The sequence below is a fragment of the Roseovarius sp. MMSF_3298 genome, from assembly GCF_030733705.1.
Classification (GTDB): Bacteria; Pseudomonadota; Alphaproteobacteria; order Rhodobacterales; family Rhodobacteraceae; genus Roseovarius; species Roseovarius confluentis.
Window position 1 is genome coordinate 1 of sequence record NZ_JASHIN010000037.1, and the last position, 21,507, is coordinate 21,507.

General features: G+C 64.7%; 18 protein-coding genes. 12 read left to right on the forward strand and 6 right to left on the reverse strand.

Annotated elements, in window-relative coordinates:
- From RBB18_RS21070 to RBB18_RS21095, 6 genes are all read left to right on the forward strand, one after another.
- The coding region (locus RBB18_RS21070; RefSeq protein ID WP_306121274.1) for a PDZ domain-containing protein at positions 1-171 on the forward strand (171 nt) is incomplete at its 5' end.
- Between the two features lie 2 nt (positions 172-173).
- Entirely contained in the window at positions 174-1,517 is a 1,344-nt protein-coding gene (locus RBB18_RS21075) for a replication-associated recombination protein A (protein WP_306112411.1), read from the forward strand.
- Positions 1,518-1,818: 301 nt separating this feature from the next.
- Positions 1,819-3,432: an ABC transporter substrate-binding protein gene (locus RBB18_RS21080; protein WP_103762167.1), complete on the forward strand. Its 1,614-nt coding sequence runs from the start codon at positions 1,819-1,821 to the stop codon at positions 3,430-3,432.
- A 194-nt stretch (positions 3,433-3,626) separates the two neighbouring features.
- A complete protein-coding gene (locus RBB18_RS21085; RefSeq protein ID WP_103762168.1) occupies positions 3,627-4,583 on the forward strand; it encodes an ABC transporter permease in 957 nt (318 codons plus the stop codon).
- Positions 4,584-4,595: 12 nt separating this feature from the next.
- A complete protein-coding gene (locus tag RBB18_RS21090; RefSeq protein WP_274592584.1) occupies positions 4,596-5,828 on the forward strand; it encodes an ABC transporter permease in 1,233 nt (410 codons plus the stop codon).
- Between the two features lie 6 nt (positions 5,829-5,834).
- Positions 5,835-7,535: an ABC transporter ATP-binding protein gene (locus RBB18_RS21095; RefSeq protein ID WP_103762170.1), complete on the forward strand. Its 1,701-nt coding sequence runs from the start codon at positions 5,835-5,837 to the stop codon at positions 7,533-7,535.
- A gap of 73 nt (positions 7,536-7,608) precedes the next feature.
- On the opposite strand, the gene RBB18_RS21100 is transcribed toward RBB18_RS21095, so the two are convergent.
- The 3 genes from RBB18_RS21100 to carB all read right to left on the reverse strand — a co-directional run bounded on the left by RBB18_RS21100 (position 7,609) and on the right by carB (position 11,479).
- Positions 7,609-7,731, reverse strand: coding sequence for a hypothetical protein (locus RBB18_RS21100; RefSeq protein ID WP_261391616.1), 123 nt, complete (start codon positions 7,729-7,731; stop codon positions 7,609-7,611).
- Positions 7,732-7,839: 108 nt separating this feature from the next.
- Positions 7,840-7,962: a hypothetical protein gene (locus RBB18_RS21105; protein ID WP_274592583.1), complete on the reverse strand. Its 123-nt coding sequence runs from the start codon at positions 7,960-7,962 to the stop codon at positions 7,840-7,842.
- Between the two features lie 220 nt (positions 7,963-8,182).
- A complete protein-coding gene (gene carB, locus RBB18_RS21110; protein WP_103762171.1) occupies positions 8,183-11,479 on the reverse strand; it encodes a carbamoyl-phosphate synthase large subunit in 3,297 nt (1,098 codons plus the stop codon).
- Positions 11,480-11,631: 152 nt separating this feature from the next.
- On the opposite strand from carB, the gene RBB18_RS21115 reads away from it, so the two are divergent.
- Together RBB18_RS21115 and RBB18_RS21120 are read left to right on the forward strand one after the other, a co-directional pair.
- Entirely contained in the window at positions 11,632-12,756 is a 1,125-nt protein-coding gene (locus tag RBB18_RS21115; protein WP_306112412.1) for an aminodeoxychorismate synthase component I, read from the forward strand.
- The gene (locus RBB18_RS21120) at positions 12,711-13,349 is read left to right on the forward strand and encodes an aminotransferase class IV family protein (protein WP_306112413.1); all 639 of its coding nucleotides are present in this window, start codon (positions 12,711-12,713) and stop codon (positions 13,347-13,349) included. The genes RBB18_RS21115 and RBB18_RS21120 overlap by 46 nt, the downstream gene beginning before the upstream one ends.
- 3 nt (positions 13,350-13,352) lie before the next feature.
- On the opposite strand, the gene RBB18_RS21125 is transcribed toward RBB18_RS21120, so the two are convergent.
- Positions 13,353-14,585, reverse strand: a complete 1,233-nt coding sequence (locus RBB18_RS21125) for a cyclopropane-fatty-acyl-phospholipid synthase family protein (RefSeq protein WP_274592580.1) — start codon at positions 14,583-14,585, stop codon at positions 13,353-13,355.
- 265 nt (positions 14,586-14,850) lie between these two features.
- Here RBB18_RS21125 and aspS point away from each other — a divergent pair, with 265 nt between their 5' ends.
- Complete coding sequence (gene aspS, locus RBB18_RS21130; RefSeq protein ID WP_306112414.1) at positions 14,851-16,629, forward strand: aspartate--tRNA ligase; 1,779 nt, start codon at positions 14,851-14,853, stop codon at positions 16,627-16,629.
- Between the two features lie 88 nt (positions 16,630-16,717).
- Here the strand turns inward: aspS and RBB18_RS21135 are convergent, their stop codons facing one another.
- Positions 16,718-17,194, reverse strand: coding sequence for a hemerythrin domain-containing protein (locus RBB18_RS21135; protein ID WP_306112415.1), 477 nt, complete (start codon positions 17,192-17,194; stop codon positions 16,718-16,720).
- Positions 17,195-17,362: 168 nt separating this feature from the next.
- On the opposite strand from RBB18_RS21135, the gene RBB18_RS21140 reads away from it, so the two are divergent.
- The 3 genes from RBB18_RS21140 to RBB18_RS21150 all read left to right on the forward strand — a co-directional run bounded on the left by RBB18_RS21140 (position 17,363) and on the right by RBB18_RS21150 (position 20,769).
- Complete coding sequence (locus RBB18_RS21140; RefSeq protein ID WP_306112416.1) at positions 17,363-18,745, forward strand: DUF1800 family protein; 1,383 nt, start codon at positions 17,363-17,365, stop codon at positions 18,743-18,745.
- Between the two features lie 16 nt (positions 18,746-18,761).
- Entirely contained in the window at positions 18,762-19,988 is a 1,227-nt protein-coding gene (locus tag RBB18_RS21145) for a DUF1501 domain-containing protein (protein ID WP_306112417.1), read from the forward strand.
- A gap of 61 nt (positions 19,989-20,049) precedes the next feature.
- Positions 20,050-20,769, forward strand: coding sequence for a GNAT family N-acetyltransferase (locus RBB18_RS21150; RefSeq protein WP_306112418.1), 720 nt, complete (start codon positions 20,050-20,052; stop codon positions 20,767-20,769).
- Between the two features lie 21 nt (positions 20,770-20,790).
- Here RBB18_RS21150 and RBB18_RS21155 read toward each other — a convergent pair whose 3' ends face one another.
- Positions 20,791-21,507 carry a response regulator gene (locus tag RBB18_RS21155; protein WP_306112419.1) on the reverse strand — a complete coding sequence of 239 codons (717 nt, stop codon included), beginning with the start codon at positions 21,505-21,507 and terminating at the stop codon, positions 20,791-20,793.

Below are 21,507 nucleotides of genomic sequence, written 5' to 3' on the forward strand. Positions count from 1 at the left end.
CGCGCGGGGCAGCGGGCCGGGCTGCGGCCGGGGGACATCCTGCGCGGGATCAATGGCGTGGATGTCGAGGCCCCCGGCATGGTCGAGCCGCTGCTGGAGGCGAGCGGACGGTGGCTGCGCCTGGACGTGCAGCGGGGCACGCAGCGCAGCACGCTGCGGTTCAGGCTGTAGCCATGGGGGACCTGTTCGATAGCGGCCCCGAAGCCAAACCGGATGCTGGGGCCGACAAGGCGCATGACAGCGCACCGCGCCCGCTGGCCGACAGGCTGCGGCCCAAGGCGCTGGCCGAGGTGATCGGGCAGGAGAAGGTGATCGGGCCGGATGGGCCGCTGGGCGTGATGCTGGCCTCGGGCAGCCTGACGTCGCTGGTGTTCTGGGGTCCACCGGGGGTGGGCAAGACCACCATCGCGCGACTGCTGGCGGATGAGACGGACCTGCATTTCGTGCAGATCAGTGCGATTTTTTCCGGCGTGCCGGAGCTGCGCAAGGTGTTCGACGCGGCAAAGCACCGGCGGACGAACGGGCAGGGGACACTGTTGTTCGTGGACGAAATCCACCGCTTCAACAAGGCGCAGCAGGACGGGTTTCTGCCGCATATGGAGGACGGGACGATCCTGCTGGTGGGGGCCACCACCGAGAACCCGAGTTTCGAGTTGAACGCGGCCCTTCTGAGCCGGTCGCAGGTGCTGGTGTTGGAGCGGCTGACCCTGGCGGAACTGGAGCGGCTGGCGCAGCGGGCCGAGAAGGAGCTGGACCGGGCGCTGCCGCTGGACGGCGCGGCGCGGGAGTCGCTGTTGGAGATGGCGGACGGGGACGGGCGCGCGCTGCTAAATCTGATCGAGCAGGTGGCGGCGTGGAAGACCGACACCAAGCTGGACACGAATGCCCTGACCGCGCGGCTGATGAAGCGGGCGGCGCAGTACGACAAGTCCGGCGACGCGCATTACAACCTGATATCCGCGCTGCACAAGTCGGTGCGCGGGTCGGACCCGGATGCCGCCCTCTACTGGTTTGCGCGGATGCTGGACGGGGGCGAAGACCCGCGATACCTGGCGCGGCGGATCACGCGGATGGCGGTAGAAGATATTGGCCTCGCCGATCCGCAGGCTCAGGCGGTTTGCCTGCAATCGTGGGAGACCTACGAGCGGCTGGGCAGCCCGGAAGGCGAGTTGGCGCTGGCGCAGGCGGTGACGTACCTGGCGCTGGCGCCGAAGTCGAATGCGGCCTACGTGGCCTACAAGGGGGCGATGCGCGCCGCCAAGAAAACCGGCAGCGAGCCGCCGCCCAAGCATATCCTGAATGCGCCCACCTCGCTGATGAAGGAGCAGGGCTACGGGTCGGGCTATGCCTATGACCACGACGCCGAGGACGCGTTTTCGGGGCAGAATTACTTTCCCGACACGATGGAACGGCCCGAGCTGTACAAGCCGGTCGAGCGCGGGTTCGAGCGGGAGCTGGGCAAGCGGGTGGCCTATTTCGCCAGGCTGCGGGCACGCAAGGATGGCGATCGAGACTAGACGATTCCCACGCGGGGATTGTTGCTGGTGCGCGGATATGTCGTTTTTTGAACAGTCGGTGATTGTCCCTTGCCGGGGCGTGAAAACGCCTTGATTGCAAGCGGTTCAACAGTGCTGGCTAGTGTTTTGAACGTGCGAAAAAAAATTGTGATGCGTCATATGAAGGCTGGAAGCGACATTTTTTTCGTGTTTTGGTAACATCATGTCGTAAATGAGCCGCCCGTTCAGGGGAAACGACGCAAAGCTGCTTCGAAGGGCCGCGAAAGATGGCCTGGGAACAGAATAGTCATAGGGAGACGTCATGACTGATATCAAGGATCAAATTCTGCTGGATCGACTGGCAGACGCGGCCCGCGAAGGGAAGATCTCGCGCCGGTCGTTCATGCACTACGCCGCCGCGGCGGGCCTGACGACCACGGCCGCGACCGGTTTGTGGACCGGCGCCGCTAAGGCACAGCCGGCAAAGGGCGGTACGTTCCGCCTCGGGATGCACGATGGCAATACGTCGGATTCGCATGATCCCGGCACCTACGTCACCTTCTCGATGATCCAGGTGGCGCATACCTACCGGTCCTACCTGACGCTGATCGAGCCCGATGGCTCGCTCGGGCCGGACGTGGCCAGCGAATGGAGCGCGAGCCCGGACGCGAAGGAATGGACCTTCAAGATCAACGAGAACGCGACGTTCCACAGCGGCAACAAGGTGACCGCGAAGGACGTCATCGCGTCGATGAACCACCACCGGGGCGACGACACGACATCGGCCGCGAAAGCGCTGTTGTCGGACGTGCAGGACATCACGGACAACGGCGACAACTCGGTGACCTTCGTGCTGGGCACCGGCAACGCCGACCTGCCGTGGCTGATGACCGACTATCACCTGGCGATCGTTCCGGCCAACGAGGACGGCACGGCAAACTGGCAGTCGGGTGACGGCTGTGGCCCCTACAAGATGGAAGAGGCCGAGTTCGGCGTGCGCTACAGCCTGACCCGCCACGAGGGTTGGCACTTGGAAGGCGCGTATTTCGACGACCTGCAGCTGATCGTCCTGAACGACCCGAACGCGCGCCAGACGGCGCTGGTGACGGGCGATGTGGACGCGGTGACGCAGCTGGAGTTGAAGACGCTGGCGCTGCTGCAGCGCGACCCCAACATCGAAATCGACGACGTGCCGTCGGCGGCGGCCATCACCATGCCGATGCTGTGCGACACGGCACCGTTCGACAATGTGGACGTGCGCAACGCGCTGAAGCTGTCGATGAACCGGGACGAGCTGATCGAGAAGATCACCTTCGGCGCGGCCACCAAGGCGAACGATTTCCACCATTCGCCGGCGATGCCGTACTTCCCGGAAGGCATCGAGCAGCGTGAATATGATCCCGACCAGGCGAAATCGCTGCTGAAGAAAGCTGGCGCCGAGGACCTGACGGTGAACCTGAGCGTGGCCGACTCGGTCTTCTCGGGCGCGGTGGACATGTGTGTTCTTTACGCCGAGCACGCCAAGGCCGCTGGCATCACCATCAACGTCAACCGCGAGCCGAACGACGGCTACTATTCCGACGTGTGGCTGAAAAAGCCGTGGTGCGCGGTGCAGTGGGGCGCACGCCCGACGCCGGACGTGATGTACTCGCTGGCTTACAAGGACGACGCGGCCTGGAACGAGAGCCGGTGGCAGAACGAGCGGTTCAACGAACTGCTGCTGCAGGCCAAGGCCGAGCTGGATGACGAACTGCGTGCCGAGATGTACCGCGAGATGGCGATCCTGGCGAAGGACGATGGCGGTACCGTCATCCCGTTCTTCCCGAACTTCGTCTACGCGCGTCGCAAGAACGTGCAGCATGGTGAGAACCTTGCACCCAGCTGGCAGATGGACGGCGCGCGCGCCTGCAGCCGCTGGTGGTTCGCAGACGTATAAGAGGTTTTGCCCCGGCACCAAGGTGCCGGGGCAAACTTTTGGAGGGGGCGGGACACCGCCCCGTCCGGGCCGACGGGACGGCCGACAAAGCGCAGCAATAGCGCATGGGGCACGTCACACCGTCATAACAAAATAAGCTGTGCGGATGCGGCCCATGGACGGGCAAGGCGGACGCCCAACAGCAGGAGGGACATATGGGAGACATCTTAACGCTTGTCGGCAAGCGTCTTGGTCTCGGATTGATCATCCTTTTGGTGATCTCGTTGATTATTTTCTTCATGGTCGAGCTTCTTCCCGGCGACATCGCGCAGGCGGTGCTGGGACAGTCGGCGACGCCGGAGAACCTTGCGGCGCTGCGCAGGGAAATGGGCCTCGACCAGCCCGCGATCGTCAGATATCTCGAGTGGCTCGGCCAGGCCGTCACCCTGGATTTCGGCAGCTCTATCGTGACCGACGCGCGAGTGACCGAGATCATCGGCGAGCGGTTCATGAACACGCTGTTCCTGGCGGCCTACGCGGCCGTGATCGCGGTGCCGGTGTCGATCATCCTCGGGGTGATCGTGGCGCTGTTGCGCAACTCGATCTTCGACCGGGTGGCCAACGTGGTCTCATTGTCGTTCATCTCGTCGCCGGAATTCTTCCTGGGCTACATCCTGATCCTGTATTTCGCGGTGAAGTGGGGCATGTTCCCGGCCATCGCGAGCCTGAGCGAGGGGATGAGTTTCCTCGATCTGCTGGAGCGCACCTTCCTGCCGGCGCTGACGCTGGTGCTGGTGGTCATGGCGCACATGATGCGGATGACCCGCGCGGCGATCATCAACCTGCTGGCCAGCCCCTATATCGAGATGGCGCGCCTGAAGGGCGCACCGCCCTGGAGGGTGATCGTGAAACACGCGCTGCCCAACGCCTGGGCGCCGATCATCAACGTGGTCGCGCTGAACCTTGCGTACCTGATCACCGGCGTGGTGCTGGTGGAGGTGGTGTTCGTCTATCCGGGCATCGGCCAGGCGCTGGTGGACGCGGTTTCCAAACGCGACTTCCCCGTGGTGCAGGCCTGCTGCCTGATCTTCGCGGCGACCTTCATCCTTCTCAACCTTGCAGCCGACGTTGGTGCGATCCTCACCAACCCGCGCCTGCGGCACCCGAAATAAGGAGGGCGGACCATGGTATTTGTAATCCTCTACTTCGCCCTGTTGCTTCTGCTGTCATGCGGGGCGGCTTATTACAACCAACGCTCGGCTTTCCTGTTGCTGTTCTCGCTGACGCTGGTGTCGCTGATCCTTGCGATCATCGGGGGCATTCCGGCGCTGCGCTTCGTGGCGATTGCCGCGGGACTGCTGCTGGGGGCGGGCATGATGTCCTATGCGTTCCGCGAGTTCCTGACGGCGCTGGCGAGCGACGAGATGGCCAAGGAGTTGCGCACCGCGCCGCTGACCGCGGCCTTCGGGATGTTCGTGATCTTCGTCGTGGCGATCATGGGCATCTTCGCCCCGGCCATCGCGCCGCATGGCGAGGCCGAGATCATCAGCCAGGCCTTCGCGCCGCCGGACAACAACATGCTGCTTGGCGCCGACCAGCTGGGCCGGGACATGTTCAGCCGCATCATCTATGGTGCGCGGAACACCGTGGCGCTGGCGCTGTGCGGCACGGTGCTTGCGTTCATCCTGGGCGCGATGGCGGGCCTGTTGGCGGCCACGAAAGGTGGATTCTTTGACGGCACGATGGGCCGGATCGCGGACGTGATCATGTCGATCCCGTCGCTGATCTTTGCCCTGCTGATGCTGTCGATCTTCGGCGGGTCGCTGGCCGCGCCTTCGACCAGCTTCTGGCTGCTGTTCGGATTTGCCGTGGTCGTGGGGGCGCTGTTCCTCATGGCGGCGGCGTATTCGGCGCTCAGCTGGGTGGTCGGCGCCGCGATTGTCGCCGGTGTCGCCTTTGCCTTTGCGCTGGCGGGCACGTCGCTGTTCGACGCCTCCGAGATCATCCTGATCCTGGTGGTCGCGATCATCTACTCGCCGCGGGTCTTCCGCCTGACGCGGGCGGTCGCGGGCAACGTGGTGGTGATGGACTATATCGAGGCCGCCAAGCTGCGCGGTGAAAAGAACTGGTACCTGATCCGGCGGGAGATCCTGCCCAACTCGACCGCGCCGCTGGTGGCGGAGTTCGGGCTGGAGTTCTGCTTCGTGTTCCTGCTGATCGCGGGGCTCAGTTTCCTTGGGCTTGGCATCCAGCCGCCTACGGCGGACTGGGGGTCGATGGTGCGGGAGAACGCGACGCTGATTTCATTCGGTGAGATCACGCCGCTTATTCCGGCCGCGTCCATCGCGCTTTTGACCGTGGCGGTCAATTTCGTGGTGGACTGGATGCTGCACCGGTCCTCGGGCTTGAAGGAGTAAAACGACATGGGCTTGAAAAAAACAGATGTCCTTCTGAAAATCCGGGACCTGAAGATCCAGGGCTACTCGGACGAAACCTGGGTCGACATCATCAAGGGTGTCGACCTGACCCTGCACCGCGGCGAGGTGATGGGCCTGATCGGGGAATCCGGCGCGGGCAAATCCACCATCGGCGCGGCCGCGATGGGCTATGCCCGGGACGGCACGCGGATCGTGGAGGGCTCGTCGATCGAGTTCGACGGGATCGAGCTGACCACGTCGTCGGAGGCCGAGAAACGGGCGCTGCGCGGGTCGCGCATCGCTTATGTGGCGCAGTCGGCGGCGGCGTCTTTCAACCCGGCGCACAAGCTGATCGACCAGCACACCGAAGCCCCCGTGCAGTACCGCATCAAGAAGCGGCTGGAGGCGCAGGAGGACGCGATCGAGCTGTATGAACGATTGCGCCTGCCCAATCCGGGCGAGATCGGGTTTCGGTATCCGCATCAGGTGTCGGGGGGCCAGTTGCAGCGGGCGATGACGGCGATGGCCATGTCGTGCCGGCCTGACCTGATCATCTTTGACGAGCCGACGACGGCGCTGGACGTGACCACCCAGATCGAGGTGCTGGCGGCGATCCGCGATATCGTGGACCAGTTCAACACCGCGGCGATCTACATCACGCACGATCTGGCCGTGGTGGCGCAGATGGCCGACACGATCAAGGTGCTGCTGAAAGGCGAGGAGGTCGAGGAAGCGCCGACCGACCAGATGCTGGAAAATCCGCAGGAGGATTACACCAAGTCGCTCTGGGCCGTGCGCAGTTTCACCAGCCCGCAGAAGCATCGTCCTACGGATGGCACGCCGCCGCTGATTTCGGTCAAGAACGTGGATGCGTCCTATTCGAACGGGCCGAAGATCCTCGATGACGTGTCGTTCGACATCTACGAGGGGATGACGGTGGCCGTGGTGGGCGAATCCGGGTCGGGCAAGTCAACGACCGCGCGGGTGATCACCGGGCTGTTGCCGCCCAGCAAGGGCGAGGTGCTGTTCAAGGGCGAGCCGTTCCCGGCGAGTTACAAGGACCGCTCGAAGGACCAGCTGCGGCAATGCCAGATGATCTACCAGATGGCCGATACCGCGTTGAACCCGAAGGTGCAGATCTCGGAGATCATCGGGCGGCCGGCGCAGTTCTATTCGGGTCTGAAAGGCACGGCGCTGAAGACGCGGGTGGACGAGCTGCTGGACCTGATCGAGCTGGAGCCGTCGAAATACTACAACCGGTATCCGCCCGAATTGTCTGGCGGTCAGAAACAGCGGATCGGGATCGCCCGGGCGCTGGCGGCAGAGCCGACGTTCATCGTCTGCGACGAGGTGACCTCGGCGCTGGACCAGCTGGTGGCGGAAGGGATTTTGCGGCTGCTGGACCGGCTGCAGAACGAGCTGAACCTGGCCTACATGTTCATCACGCACGACCTTGCCACGGTGCGGTCCATCGCCGACGAGGTGGTGGTGATGCAGAACGGGCAGGTGGTGGAACAGGGGCCGAAGGACGACATGTTCACGCCACCGCACCACCCCTATACCGACCTGTTGCTGAGCTCGGTGCCGGAGATGGATCCGAACTGGCTGACGACGCTCTTGGAAGAGCGCGGCGTCGACAATATCGGCGACGCGGCCTCGGCCAAGATCGACCCGGACGACGACAAGGTCGAGGGCACGCAGGTCTGAGACTGTGTGTCAGGAACAAAAAAACGGCGCCCTGATGGGGCGCCGTTTTCTTTTGTAACATTCGCTTGCGGGGTTAGCCGGTGATGGCCATGCCCGACAGGATCATCGCGCCGACGATCAGGGCATAGACGATCACGACGGCTTGCCACGTTGCGCTGTGCGCCTGCAATTCGCGGATCAGTTGGTCACGGTTCATGGCGGGTATCCTTTTCAGAGACGCCAAAGACGCTAAACGAGTCTTACGTTCAACGCCGAAGGGATTGGTCGAGATGTTCTGGTGTGGCGCGGGCGCCGGGGTGTCGGGTTAGCTGATGATGGCCGAGGCCGACAGGATCAGCGTACCGACGAGGATACCGTACACGAGAACCACCGACTGCCAGGTGGCACTATGCATACGAAGTTCCCGGTTCAATTCATCGCGGGTCATGATGGCCTCCTTTGGCTGGCGGTCGTTTCATAGCGAACGCTTTCGTGCGTCCGTACCATCCACCTAGTCAAAAATTATGACGGCGCAATCCTTATTCGTCTCGGATTCTATGAAAATTTTGCATAGCCGATCTGGCCGCAGGACATGGCTGCGGAGGTTCTGAAAAATTATAATAATTTCAGACCGTTGCGCGGGTAGGCTCCGCGCAAGGCATTTGCGGTCAGGCGGTGCCCTGTAGCGGCAATACCACAAGATCACCTTCCTGCCGGGCCTTCATGGCCAGTGCGGCGGCATGAGCGGCGGCGGCAGTCGTGTAATAGGGGATCTTGTCGTAAAGCGCAACCGAGCGAATCTCGCGGCTGTCTTCGACGGCTTGTATGCCCTCAGTTGTGTTCATGACAAGGCTGATCTGCCCATCCTTGAGCATGTCGACCACGTCGGGGCGGCCCTCGTAGACCTTGTTGACGACCTCGCAGGCGATGTCGTGGCCTTCGAGGAAGGCGGCGGTGCCGCGGGTGGCGACGATGGCGAAGCCCAGATCGACAAGGATCTGCGCGGTTTCCACCAGTTGGGGCGTCTTGTCATCGTCCTTGATCGAGAAGAAGACCTTGCCGCCTTCGGGGAATTCGACGCCGGCGCCCATCTGGGCCTTGAGGAAGGCGCGGGGGAAACTGACGTCCCAGCCCATGACCTCGCCCGTCGAGCGCATTTCGGGGCCGAGGATCGTGTCGACGCCGGGGAAGCGGGCGAAGGGCATCACCGCCTCCTTGACGGAGAACCACGGCATCGCGGGGTCGGCGAGCGTCATCTGGTCGGCCATGGGCAAGGTGCCCGGCTTGGTGTCCGACGGGTAGGCCCCGCGATGGGGGAAGGCCGAGAGCGGCTCGCCAGCCATGAGGCGGGCGGCGATGGAGGCGATGGCCGAGTCCGTGGCCTTGGCGACGAAGGGCACGGTGCGGCTGGCGCGGGGGTTCACCTCGATCAGGTAGATATCGTCGCCCTGGACGGCGAATTGCACGTTCATCAGGCCAACGACGTTGAGGGCCTTGGCGAGGGCGCGGGTCTGGGCGTCGATCTCGTCGATGATGGGCCGGGGCAGGGTGTGGGGCGGAAGGCAGCAGGCGCTATCACCGGAATGCACGCCGGCCTCTTCGATATGTTGCAGGATGCCGGCGACATGGACGTTTTCACCGTCCGACAGCGCGTCGACATCGCATTCGATGGCGCCCGAGAGGTAGCCGTCGAGCAGAACGGGGCTGTCGCCCGAGACGATGACGGCCTCGTTGATGTAGCGTTCCAGCTGGCCCATGTCGCGGACGATTTCCATGGCGCGGCCGCCCAGCACGTAGGAAGGGCGGATGACCAGCGGGAAGCCGATTTCCTCGGCGATGGCAAGCGCCTCGGCGTCGGAATGGGCGATACCGTTCTTGGGCTGCTTGAGGTTTAGCTGGTTCACAAGCGCCTGGAACCGCTCTCGGTCCTCGGCCAAGTCGATGGCGTCGGGCGTGGTGCCGAGGATCGGGATGCCCTCGGCCTCGAGGTCGTTGGCCAGTTTCAGGGGCGTCTGACCGCCGAACTGGACGATGACGCCGTGCAGCGTGCCGTTGTCCTGCTCGACGCGCAGGATTTCCATGACGTGCTCGAAGGTGAGCGGTTCGAAATAGAGCCGGTCGGAGGTGTCGTAGTCGGTCGAGACGGTCTCGGGGTTGCAGTTGACCATGATCGTCTCGTAGCCCGCGTCGGTCAGTGCGAAACAGGCGTGACAGCAGCAATAGTCGAACTCGATCCCCTGGCCGATGCGGTTGGGACCGCCGCCGAGGATGACGACCTTCTTGCGGTCTGAGGGCCGTGCTTCGCATTCCACCTCGCCCATCATCGGGGCCTCGTAGGTGGAATACATGTAGGGCGTCTGGGCCTCGAACTCGGCGGCGCAGGTGTCGATGCGCTTGAACACGGCGACGACGCCTTGCGCGTGGCGGGCGCGGCGCACGTCGGCCTCGGTAAAGCCCGTGAGCTTGGCGAGGCGGGCGTCGGTGAAGCCCATCATCTTGAGCCGGCGCAGGCCCTTTTCGTCGGTGGGCAGACCGTCCTGCCGCACGGCGTCCTCGGCCTCGACGATTTCGCGGATGCGGGCGAGGAACCACGGGTCGAACTTGGTGGCGGCGAAGATCTCGTCATCGGTCAGGCCGTGGCGCATGGCCTGGGCGATGGTGCGCATCCGGTCCGGGGTCTGCTGGCTGATCGCCTTGATGACGGCGGTTTTTTCCGGGGCTCCGTCGATTTCGATCTCGTCGAAACCCGTCAGGCCGGATTCCATCGACGCCAGCGCCTTTTGCAGGGATTCGTGGATCGTGCGGCCGATGGCCATGGCCTCGCCCACGGATTTCATCGCGGTGGTCAGGTAGGGCTGCGAGCCGGGGAATTTCTCGAAGGCAAATTTCGGGATCTTGGTGACGACATAGTCGATGGTCGGCTCGAAGCTGGCGGGCGTGACCTTGGTGATGTCGTTGTCCAGCTCATCCAGCGTGTAGCCGACGGCGAGTTTCGCCGCGATCTTGGCGATCGGGAAGCCGGTGGCCTTGGAGGCCAGCGCCGAGGAGCGGGACACGCGCGGGTTCATCTCGATCACGACCATGCGGCCGTCTTCGGGGTTGATGGCCCATTGCACGTTGGAGCCGCCGGTTTCCACGCCGATCTCGCGCAGGACGGCGATACTGCCGTTGCGCATGATCTGGTATTCCTTGTCGGTCAGCGTGAGCGCGGGCGCGACGGTGATGGAATCGCCCGTGTGCACGCCCATCGGATCGACGTTTTCGATGGAGCAGACGATGATGGCGTTGTCGGCGCGGTCGCGGACGACCTCCATCTCGTATTCCTTCCAGCCCAGCAGCGACTCGTCGATCAGGATCTGGCTGACCGGAGAGGCGTCGAGGCCGGATTTGCAGTAATGCTCGTAATCCGCGCGGTTGTAGGCCACGCCGCCGCCGGTGCCGCCAAGGGTGTAGGCGGGGCGGATGATCGCCGGAAGGCCCACATGTTCGAGGGCCGCCATGCACTCTTCCATCGTTTCGGCGATGGTGGCCTTGGGGTTTTCAATACCCAGACGGTCCATCGCCTCGCGGAAGAGCTTGCGGTCCTCGGCCATTTCGATGGCTTCGCGGTTGGCGCCGATCAACTCGACGCCGAATTTTTCCAGCACGCCCATGTCGGCCACGGCGAGCGCGGTGTTGAGCCCGGTCTGGCCGCCCATCGTGGGCAGGAGCGCGTCGGGGCGTTCCTTTTCGATGATGCGGGCGACCACTTCGGGGGTGATGGGTTCGATATAGGTGGCGTCGGCCAGCCCCGGATCGGTCATGATCGTGGCGGGGTTGGAGTTGACGAGGATGACCCGGTAGCCTTCCTCGCGCAGGGCCTTGCAGGCCTGTGCACCCGAATAGTCGAACTCGCAGGCTTGCCCGATGATGATGGGGCCGGCACCGATGATCATGATGGATTTGATATCGGTTCTTTTCGGCATGTGATCCCCCGGTGCGGCGCAAATTGTTGGCCTTATATTCATTACGCGGGACAGCGCAAGGGGCATCGGTGTTTGCACGCGATGCGACGTATTTCGCAGTGCACTCGGGGCCGCAATTGCATAGATAACCAGCCAAAGAGAGAGGACGTCTGGTGCGAATCCGTTTCGATCATGGCCCCGAGGGGAGCGAATGCGCGTTCGAGCGCCCGGTCGAGGTGATCTCGGCGTGGGAGGCGGAGGACGTGTCCGTGGCATTGGAGGCGATGGACTCGGCGCGGGACGCGGGCCTGTGGCTGGCGGGATTCGCCAGCTACGAGCTGGGCTATGCGCTGGAGCCGAAGCTGGCACCGCTGATGCCGGGGCGGCGGCGCGTGCCGCTGGTGCAGTTCGGCGTGTATGAGCGACCGGGGGCGGCGGCGCCGTTGCCGGAGCCTGCCGGGCGGCTGGACCATTTCGTACCGCTGTGGTCGGAAGCGCGGTACAAGCAGGCGTTCGACGCGGTGCACGCGCATATCTGCGCGGGCGACTTTTACCAGGCGAACCTGACATTCGCCTGCATGATGGAGGCGGTGGGCGCGCCGGGTGAGATTTACGCCGCGCTGGCCGCTGTGCAGCCGGTGCGGTTCGGCGCGCTGATCGAAGCCGAGGGGCTGCCCGCGATCCTGTCACGTTCGCCCGAGCTGTTTTTCCGCACCGATGGCGCGGGCCGGATCGAGACCAAGCCGATGAAGGGCACCCAGCCGCGCAGCGACGATGCGGACGAGGATGCGCGGCGTTGCCGGTTCCTGATGGAAGATGAAAAGAACCGGGCTGAGAACCTGATGATCGTGGACCTGTTGCGCAACGACTTGGGCCGGATCTGCGAGATTGGCAGCGTGAATGTGCCGGAACTGTTCACGGTGGAAAGCCTGACGACGGTGCACCAGATGACCTCGCTGATCCGGGGGCGGATGCTGGAAGGGACGACACTGTCGGGGGTATTCCGGGCGCTGTTTCCCTGCGGGTCCATCACCGGGGCGCCCAAGATGCGGGCCATGGAGATTCTGGCGGGGCTGGAGGACGGCGCGCGCGATGTCTATTGCGGCACCATCGGCTGGGCCGCGCCGGACGGGCGGTCGGAGTTCAACGTGGCGATCCGCAGTTTGCTTGTGGAGCACGGACGTGCGACGCTGAACGTGGGTGGCGGCGTGGTCTATGACAGCACCGCCGCGTCGGAATACGAGGAAGCCCTATGGAAAGCCCGCTTCGCCCGCCGGCTGATCACGGATTTCGCCTGATCGAGACCGGGTTGTGGACGCCCGGCGAAGGTCTGCGGCTGGCCGATTTTCATCTGGAGCGGCTGCGGACGAGCGCGGCAAGGCTGGGCATCGAGATCGAGGCGTTGGATGCGGCGCTTGCGGCGGTCGAGGCGGACCGGCCACGGCGGATGCGCCTGACGGTGGATGCGGGCGGGCAGGTGGAAATCACGCTGCATGATTTCACGCCCGAACCCGAGGGCCGCGCCTGGCGGCTGGCGGTATCCGAGACGCGGTTGATCGCGACCGATCCGTGGCTGACGGTCAAGAGCACTGAGCGTCACCTGTATGACCGGACGCGGGCCGATTTGCCCGAGGGGGTGGAGGAGGTGATCTTTCTCAACTCCGATGGCGCGGTTTGCGAGGGAACGATCACCAATATTTTTGTCGACCGTGGAGACGGATTGGAGACGCCATCGCTGAGTTCGGGCGTACTGCCCGGTGTGCTGCGCGCAAGCCTGATCGCGGAGGGCCGCGCGCGGGAGGCGGTGCTGACGCCGGACGACCTTGCCGGGGCGCGGTCGCTTTACGTGGGCAACGCGCTGCGCGGGTTGATCCCGGCGCGGCTGGTCTGAGGTCTATTCCGCGGCGTGGCGCAGCTCTTTGGCGGCGTCTTCGCTGTAGAGATAGTCGCGCGTGAGCGGCACGGCGTCCTGCTGGCGCGAGAGCTGGAACTGGAACACCACCTGGCTGTTGTGGCGGAACGTGGCCTCGCACGCGATGAGGTAGTAGCGCCACATGCGGCAGAACCGATCGTCATAAAGCTCGCGGACGCGGTCGATATTGGCCATGAAACGGTCGTACCAGTGGCGCAGGGTCTCGGCGTAATGCAGGCGCCAGACCTCGATATCGCAGGTGTGCAACGCGTTCACCTCGATGGCGCGGGTCGCCTCGGAGAGGGACGGGCAATAACCGCCGGGGAAAATGTATTTCAGGATCCACGGGTTGGTCGCGCCGGGCTCGTCGGTTTGGCCGATGGTGTGGATGAGGGCGACGCCATCCTCGGCCAGAAGGTCGTGCACGGTGCGGAAATACTCGCGGTAATGCGGCACGCCGACATGTTCGAACATGCCGACCGACACGATGCGGTCGAAGGTGCCGGTGACGGAGCGATAATCCATCAGGTGGAATTTCACCTTGTCGGACAGGCCCGCCTCTGCGGCGCGGCGGCTGGCCAGCGCGTGCTGTTCCTTGGACAGGGTCACGCCCACCACCTCTGCGCCGTAGTCGCGGGCGAGGGTGAGGGCCATGCCGCCCCAGCCGCAACCGATATCCAGTACGCGCATCCCCGGCTTCAGCAGAAGCTTGTCCGCGATGTGACGTTTCTTGGCCGCCTGCGCCTGTTCCAACGTCATGTCGGGGCGGGCGAAATAGGCGCAGGAATATTGCCGGTCTTCGTCCAGGAAGAGGTCGTAAAGTTCGCCCGAGAGGTCATAGTGATGGGCCACGTTGGCGCGTGCCCGCTTGGCGGGGTTGAATTGATTGATGTAACGACTGAGCTGTCGGTAGATGTCGAGCGGGCGGTGGAACCACGGCTTGCCCTGGGCCGCCATGTTGGACACGGCGAGCGTTAGAAAGCTGCGCAGGTCGTCGTCGACTATGGTCAGCGTGCCGTCCATGTAAGCCTCGCCCACGGCCAGTTCGGGGGCCATGATGATCTTGCGTGGCAGCGCCGGATCGTGGAGCGTGATCGCAGCGGAGGGCGTGCCACCGTTCCCGTAACGGCGCGTGGTGCCGTCGGGGTAGGTCAGGCTGAAATCACCCTTCCGGAACAGATGTGTCACGAACACATCGAGAATCTTGGTCCACATGGCTCACCCCATTCTTGTCGCGCGCGTCAAGGCGCGTCTGCTGGTGTGAAACCTGCCGGTGCCGCGGTTTTCCCGCGTATTTTCCGCTCGATAGCCGGAATCTTTGCGCAAAATTAACTTTCTGTAAATGTTTTAAGACGGGCCTCGGTTCCGCGCAGGCGGGAAATAGCCTTGCAGGCCTTGACTTTGCCGGCCCGCCAAGGTGTATCGGCGCGAACCGAATTGCACGCGAAATGGGCAGTTTCAGCCGCCCGGAGAGGACTTCATGCACGCATATCGCAGCCATACCTGCGCCGAGCTGACGAAATCGAATGTCGGGGACACGGTCCGCCTGTCGGGCTGGGTGCACCGGATCCGCGACCATGGCGGGGTGCTGTTCATCGATCTGCGCGATCATTACGGCATGACGCAGGTGCTGTGCGATCCCGACAGCGCGGTGTTCTCCGAGGTCGAAAAGCTGCGCAGCGAGTGGTGCATCCGCATCGACGGCGAGGTGAAGGCGCGGGATGAAAGCCTGGTGAACCCCAAGATCACGACGGGCGAGATCGAGGTTTTCATCCGCGACATGGAAGTGCTGGGCGGGGCCGGGGAACTGCCGCTGATCGTCTTCGGCGACCAGGAATACCCCGAGGAAACGCGGCTGCGTTATCGGTACCTCGATCTGCGCCGCGAGGCGATGCAGGAGAACATGAAACTGCGCTCGGACGTGGTGGCCAGCATCCGCAAGCGCATGTGGGATATCGATTTCCGCGAGTACCAGACGCCGATCATCACCGCGTCCAGTCCCGAGGGCGCGCGCGACTTCCTGGTGCCCTCGCGCCTGCACCCGGGCAAGTTCTATGCGCTGCCGCAGGCGCCGCAGCAGTTCAAGCAGCTGATCATGGTCAGTGGCTTTGACAAGTATTTCCAGATCGCGCCGTGCTTTCGTGACGAGGACCCGCGCGCCGACCGCTCGCCCACGGATTTCTACCAGCTGGACATGGAGATGTCGTTCGTCGAGCAACAGGACGTGTTCGACACGATCCAGCCGGTGATCAAGGGCCTGTTCGAAGAGTTCGGGGGCGGTCGCGCGGTTGACCAGCAATGGCCGCAGATTTCCTATCGCGATGCGGCGCTTTGGTATGGCACCGACAAGCCGGACCTGCGCAACCCGATCAAGATGCAGGACGTGAGCGAACATTTCCGCGGCTCGGGTTTTGCCATTTTCGCCAAGCTCCTGGAGCAGGACGGCACGGAAATTCGCGCCATTCCCGCGCCCTCGGGTGGCAGCCGGAAATTCTGTGACCGGATGAATGCCTTTGCCCAGAAAGAGGGCCTGCCGGGGATGGGCTATATCTTCTGGCGGGACCAGGGCGACGGGATGGAAGCCGCCGGGCCGCTGGCCAAGAATATCGGGCCGGAACGGACGGAAGCCATTCGCGAGCAGTTGGGCCTTGGCGTGGGCGATGCCGCGTTCTTCCTCGGCGGGAAACCGGCCGCGTTCGAGCGCGTGGCGGGCAAGGCGCGCGTGACCATCGGCGAGGAGCTGGGGCTGACGGACGAGAACCGCTTTGCCTTTGCCTGGATCGTGGATTTCCCGATGTACGAGGCCGACGAGGAATCGGGCGAGATTGACTTTTCGCACAACCCGTTCTCGATGCCGCAGGGCGGGATCGAGGCGTTGGAGGGCGATCCGCTGGACGTGCTGGGCTATCAGTATGACCTGAGCTGCAACGGCTATGAGCTGGTCAGTGGCGCGATCCGGAACCACAAGCTGGAGACGATGATCAAGGCGTTCGATCTGGCGGGCTATGACGAGGCGGAAGTGCGCAAGCGGTTCGGCGGCATGGTCAACGCGTTCCAGTACGGCGCGCCGCCGCATGGGGGCTGTGCCGCGGGGATCGACCGGATCGTGATGCTACTGGCCGACGAGCAGAATATTCGCGAGGTCATCATGTTCCCGATGAACCAGCGGGCCGAGGACCTGATGATGAACGCGCCGTCAGAGCCGACCAGCGACCAGTTGATGGAGTTGGGGCTGCGGGTGATCCCGCAGGAGGATTGAGCAGGCGCGGGGTGGGTTTTCACCCACCCTACGGGCGTGGTGAAAGGTCCCGGATCAAGTCCGGGACGGGGGATCGGCGCTTGCCGCCTCAGTCTTCCAGGCTGTTCTCGCGTTTGTCGTCGATCAGTTTGCGTTCCTTCGACTTGCGGTCTTCGAACCGCTGGCCATAGCCTTCGATCTCGTCTTCGGGGATCACTTCCTGGGCGCGGGCGAAGACCTCGTCCTCTTCCTCGTCCATGTGGTGTTCGTAATCGTGCTTCAGCGTCTTGAAGCGGTTGAGCCAGCCCGGTGACGCCATGTCGGTTTCGTTCAACTCTTCCATGATGTCGTCGAGTTGCTGGTGCTCGTGAACCGAGTGGCGGGCGGCGTCCTGGCCCCAGGTCTTGGAAATGAGCTTGGAGTAGAACGTCTCTTCCTCGGCCGCCGCATGGGATTTCACGTCTTCGTAGAATTCGGACCACGCGGACTTGCGGTCGTCGCTGTCGCCGGAGGTGTCTTCGATCCGGTTCAGCAGGTCGCGGTGATTGTCGTGATCGGCGCGGATGGCGTCGTAGATGCTGGGCATGGCGGGACCTTTCGGTTGGCTGTCTGCCGGCAACGCGCCGGGGGTGGCGGCGGTTCCGTGGGGTGCCGGCCCCGATTGTCGGGCGCATGGAAATCGTAAGGCAAGGCGTGTGAAATTCTGTAGGATGCGCCCATATGTGACGCATGACCGACCGTCGAGAGCTTGACAATGACCTTTGATCCCCTGCGTGCCGCGCGCCGTTTCGGGTGCGGCCTCTCGCCGGACATTCCCGCCCCTACGGACGCCGCCGCAATGCTGGAGGCCGTGTCGGGGCCCGATGCGGCGGCACAGCGATTTCCGGTCGATGGGTTCGACGTGGCGCGTGATCTCGATCTTGCGATCCTTGAGCTGAGTCGCGCGGTGCGCAGCGCCGAAACCGACGCCGCGCGCGAGGAGGCCGCCGCGCGGCGCGGCAAACTGGGCCGGGAGTTTCGCGACACGCACATGGGCTGGTTTCGCCACACGCTGTTGCGGCGGGCGCTGACCGAGGACGGCTTTCGCGAGCGGCTGGCCTTTTTCTGGGGCGATCATTTCACCGCGCATTCCAAGGGCGGGCCGCTGCGCTATGCCCATGCCTGTTTTGTCGAGGACGCGGTTCGCCCCAACCTGGCGGGGCGGTTCGCCGACATGCTGATCGCGGCGGTGACACATCCTTTGATGCTGCTCTACCTCGACCAGGTGCGCTCGGCCGGGCCGAACAGCATTGCGGCCCAGCGGCACGGCGGGCAGGTCGGGCTGAACGAGAACCTTGCGAGGGAACTGATGGAGTTGCACACGCTGGGCGTGGGCGGGTCCTATGGGCAGGGGGATGTGCGCGACCTTGCGGCGCTTTTGACAGGGTTGTCCTATCGCAGGTCGGACGGGTTTGCCTTTCGTGCGCGCATCGCGGAGCCGGGCGTCCTGCCGTTCATGGGGCGCGCTTACGGAGGCGATACGCCGACGCTGGACCGCGTGGTGCAGGTGTTGGAGGACCTGGCCGCGCATCCTGACACGGCGGACCATATCGCCCGGAAGCTGGCGATGCATTTTACCGGCGATACGCCCGATCCGGACATGGTACGCCGGATGCGGGATGCCTACCTGCAAAATGGCGGGCAGCTTGTGGCGGTCTATGCGGCGATGCTGGACCACCCTGCCGCCTGGCATGACGCGGCGGGCAACGTGAAGCAGCCGATCGACTTTGTCGGGTCGAGCCTGCGGGCGCTGGGGATCGCTCCGCGGCACCTGTCGGACGTGCCCCGCTTGTTGCGGCGCGATATGATGAACCCGATGACCTTGATGGGCCAGACTTGGGGCATGCCGCCCGGTCCGGATGGCTGGCCCGAGGCGGATAGCGCGTGGATCACGCCGCAGCGCATGGCCGCGCGGCTGCAATGGGGTATGACCGTGCCGTTTCGCGTGATGCGGTTGTTGCCGGACCCGAGAGAGTTCGTCGAGGTCGCGCTGGGCCCGGATGCGCCGGAGCCGGTGCGCTTTGCCGCGAAGGCGGCGGAAACACGCGCCGAGGGCGTGGGGCTGGTGCTGGCCTCGCCCGCGTTTCAGAGAATGTAGGACAGGAGACCCGAGCATGACCGATACCTCACGTCGCGCGTTCCTTGGCCGGAGCCTTGCGCTGGGCTGTTCGCTGGCGGCCAGCCCGCTGGTGACGCCGGTCACGATGGCGCGCGCGCCGTGGGACACGCGGCTGGTGGTGATCATCCTGCGCGGGGCGATGGACGGGCTGGACGTGGTGCGCCCGGTGGGCGATCCGGGCTATGCCGCGTTGCGCGGCGGGGCCGCGCCGCAGGGTGGGCTGGCGCTGGACGGTATCTTCGCGCTGCATCCCGATTTGTCGGGGCTGATGCCGCTTTGGCAGAAGGGCGAGTTGGGGTTCGTTCACGCTGTCTCGACCCCCTACCGCGACAAGCGCAGCCATTTCGACGGACAGGACATCCTGGAGGCCGGCACGGGACAGGACGCGTTGGGTCGTGACCGAGACGGATGGCTGAACCGGATGTTGCAGGCGATGCCGGGGATCACCGCCGAGACGGCCTATGCGGTGGGGCGCGAGGACATGCTGATCCTGTCGGGCGACGCGCCGGTGGCAAACTGGTCGCCCGAGGCGGCGCTGGCGCTGAGCCCGCAGGCGCAGCGGCTGCTGGAGAGGGTGATGCATGACGACCCGCTGTTTCGGGCGACGATGGACGAGGCGATTGCCCTGTCGCAGACCGAGATGGCGGAGTTGGCGGGGGACGGCACGCTTGATACCGCTGACATGATGAACGCGATGCAGGAGAATATGCGTCCCACGCGCGACCGCGATCGGGTGGGCAGTGTCGCACGCTTCGCCGCCGAGCGTTTGCGGGGCGACAGCCGGATAGCGGCCTTTTCGCTGAACGGGTTCGACACCCATGCCCAACAGGAGCGGACCCTGCCGCGGGCACTGGCGCCGTTGCAGGAGGCGGTTCTGACCCTGCGCGACGAGCTGGGCGATGTCTGGGGCAAGACGGCGGTGCTGGCAATGACGGAATTCGGGCGCACGGCGCGGCTGAACGGCAGTCGGGGCACCGATCACGGCACGGCGGGGGCGATGCTGCTGGCGGGCGGGGCGATTCGCGGCGGTCACGTTCTGGGCGACTGGCCGGGGCTGGCAGAGGCGGACCTGTACCAACGCCGCGATTTGATGCCGACGCGGGACGTGCGCGCCATCGCGGGCTGGGCGATGCGCGGGCTGTTCTCGCTTGACCGGGCGCAGGTCGAGGGCACGATCTTTCCCGGGCTAGACATGGGCGCCGACCCGAAACTGATCCTCTGATGTTTCGCTTTCCTCTCAGCGCCTTGTCTGGCTATTGTCCGGTGGGAAAGATGAGGCGCAGATGACAGATGACCGCCCCGTGGGGCCGAAGATCCCCGATTGGACCGCGCCGCCGGTGCCGGACATGGCGCCGCTGGAGGGGCGCTACGTGCGGCTGGAGGCGCTGGAGGCGGACCGCCACGCCGCGATCCTGTTCAAGGCGTTCGACGGGCATGACCATGTGTGGGATTACATGCCGGTGGGGCCTTTCGCCTCGGCCGCGCAGTTTCACCGCTGGATGCGGGACGAGACGGCCAAGGACGCGATCCTGTTCTACGCGATCTACGACAAGGACCGGGGCGCCTATGGCGGGTTCGCGTCCTACCTGCGGATCAAGCCCGAGGCGGGGTCGATCGAGGTGGGGTTCATCGCCGTGGCGCCGCAGCTTCAGCGGACGCGGGCGGCGACCGAGGCGATGTTCCTGATGATGCAATGGGCGTTCGAGGCCGGCTACCGGCGCTACGAGTGGAAATGCGATGCGCTGAACATGCCGTCGCGGCGGGCGGCGCAACGCTTCGGGTTTACCTTCGAGGGGGTGTTCGTGCAGGCCACGGTGGTCAAGGGCCGGAACCGCGACACCGCGTGGTTCGCCGTGATCGACAAGGACTGGCCGGCGTTGACGGAGGCCTACCAGTTCTGGCTGGCGCCGGAGAATTTTGACCAGGACGGTCGCCAGATCGAACGGCTGGCCGACCTGACGCGGCTGGTGCGGCGGGGCAGCGACCCGGCGCAAGGGGGCTAACGCGCCCCGGTTTGCAGGAGATCAGATGGCGACCCGCCGGCTGATCCGGTCCTGCACCAGGGCCGTCAGCGCCTTGACCGTGGCAGTGGGCGTGCGCCCGCGCGCGCGAAGTTCGGCCAGGTCGTTCGTGGCCTCCAACAGCGCGGTATCGTCGGCCGCGCGGGCAACGCCATCGAGAAACTGCGCCACGTAATCCAGCATCGGACCATCGCGGTGATCTTCGAGAAGGTTGGCTGCATGGTGCATGTCATCGCGATAGGCCATCGGGTCCGGCGTGATCCGAACCTGCGACACCGCCCGGGGACCGGCGGGGCGAAAGGTTTCAGGCAGCGCCGTAAGCACGCCCTGCTGAAAGGCCGCGAGGCTGTCGAGCGGTTTGTCGAGAAAGCCGTCGGCGCCGGCATTGATCGCCTCGGCCGCCATGTCGGTATTGCCGCTGAGCCCCAGAAGGCCGGTCACGCGCGGAATGGCCGAGGCCAGTTCCGCGATCAGGTCGAGGCCGGAGCCGTCGGGCAGGCCCAGATCGACGATGACCACGGACGGGCGATAAACCGAAAGATGCCGGCGCGCCGAACGCAGGCAGTCGGCCCGCCGGATGCGCGCCCCGCTGCGCAGGCACATCAGGCGGATCGCTTCGCAGGCGTATCGGCTGTCCTCGACCACGAGTATGGTCAGGCCGAGAAGCGGGCGTCGCGCGGTCGGCGTGTTGGCAAGTGTCAGGCTGTCATTGTCATCCAT

Bases quoted from the DNA above. Each gene is read 5' to 3' on its own strand.
- RBB18_RS21155 (WP_306112419.1), bottom strand. From the start codon at position 21,507: ATGGATGACAATGACAGCCTGACACTTGCCAACACGCCGACCGCGCGA.
- RBB18_RS21080 (WP_103762167.1), top strand. From the start codon at position 1,819: ATGACTGATATCAAGGATCAAATTCTGCTGGATCGACTGGCAGACGCG.
- RBB18_RS21095 (WP_103762170.1), top strand. From the start codon at position 5,835: ATGGGCTTGAAAAAAACAGATGTCCTTCTGAAAATCCGGGACCTGAAG.
- RBB18_RS21090 (WP_274592584.1), top strand. From the start codon at position 4,596: ATGGTATTTGTAATCCTCTACTTCGCCCTGTTGCTTCTGCTGTCATGC.
- RBB18_RS21125 (WP_274592580.1), bottom strand. From the start codon at position 14,585: ATGTGGACCAAGATTCTCGATGTGTTCGTGACACATCTGTTCCGGAAG.
- RBB18_RS21100 (WP_261391616.1), bottom strand. From the start codon at position 7,731: ATGAACCGTGACCAACTGATCCGCGAATTGCAGGCGCACAGCGCAACG.
- aspS (WP_306112414.1), top strand. From the start codon at position 14,851: ATGCACGCATATCGCAGCCATACCTGCGCCGAGCTGACGAAATCGAAT.
- carB (WP_103762171.1), bottom strand. From the start codon at position 11,479: ATGCCGAAAAGAACCGATATCAAATCCATCATGATCATCGGTGCCGGC.
- RBB18_RS21075 (WP_306112411.1), top strand. From the start codon at position 174: ATGGGGGACCTGTTCGATAGCGGCCCCGAAGCCAAACCGGATGCTGGG.
- RBB18_RS21120 (WP_306112413.1), top strand. From the start codon at position 12,711: ATGGAAAGCCCGCTTCGCCCGCCGGCTGATCACGGATTTCGCCTGATC.
- RBB18_RS21135 (WP_306112415.1), bottom strand. From the start codon at position 17,194: ATGCCCAGCATCTACGACGCCATCCGCGCCGATCACGACAATCACCGC.
- RBB18_RS21145 (WP_306112417.1), top strand. From the start codon at position 18,762: ATGACCGATACCTCACGTCGCGCGTTCCTTGGCCGGAGCCTTGCGCTG.
- RBB18_RS21105 (WP_274592583.1), bottom strand. From the start codon at position 7,962: ATGACCCGCGATGAATTGAACCGGGAACTTCGTATGCATAGTGCCACC.
- RBB18_RS21085 (WP_103762168.1), top strand. From the start codon at position 3,627: ATGGGAGACATCTTAACGCTTGTCGGCAAGCGTCTTGGTCTCGGATTG.
- RBB18_RS21150 (WP_306112418.1), top strand. From the start codon at position 20,050: ATGACAGATGACCGCCCCGTGGGGCCGAAGATCCCCGATTGGACCGCG.
- RBB18_RS21140 (WP_306112416.1), top strand. From the start codon at position 17,363: ATGACCTTTGATCCCCTGCGTGCCGCGCGCCGTTTCGGGTGCGGCCTC.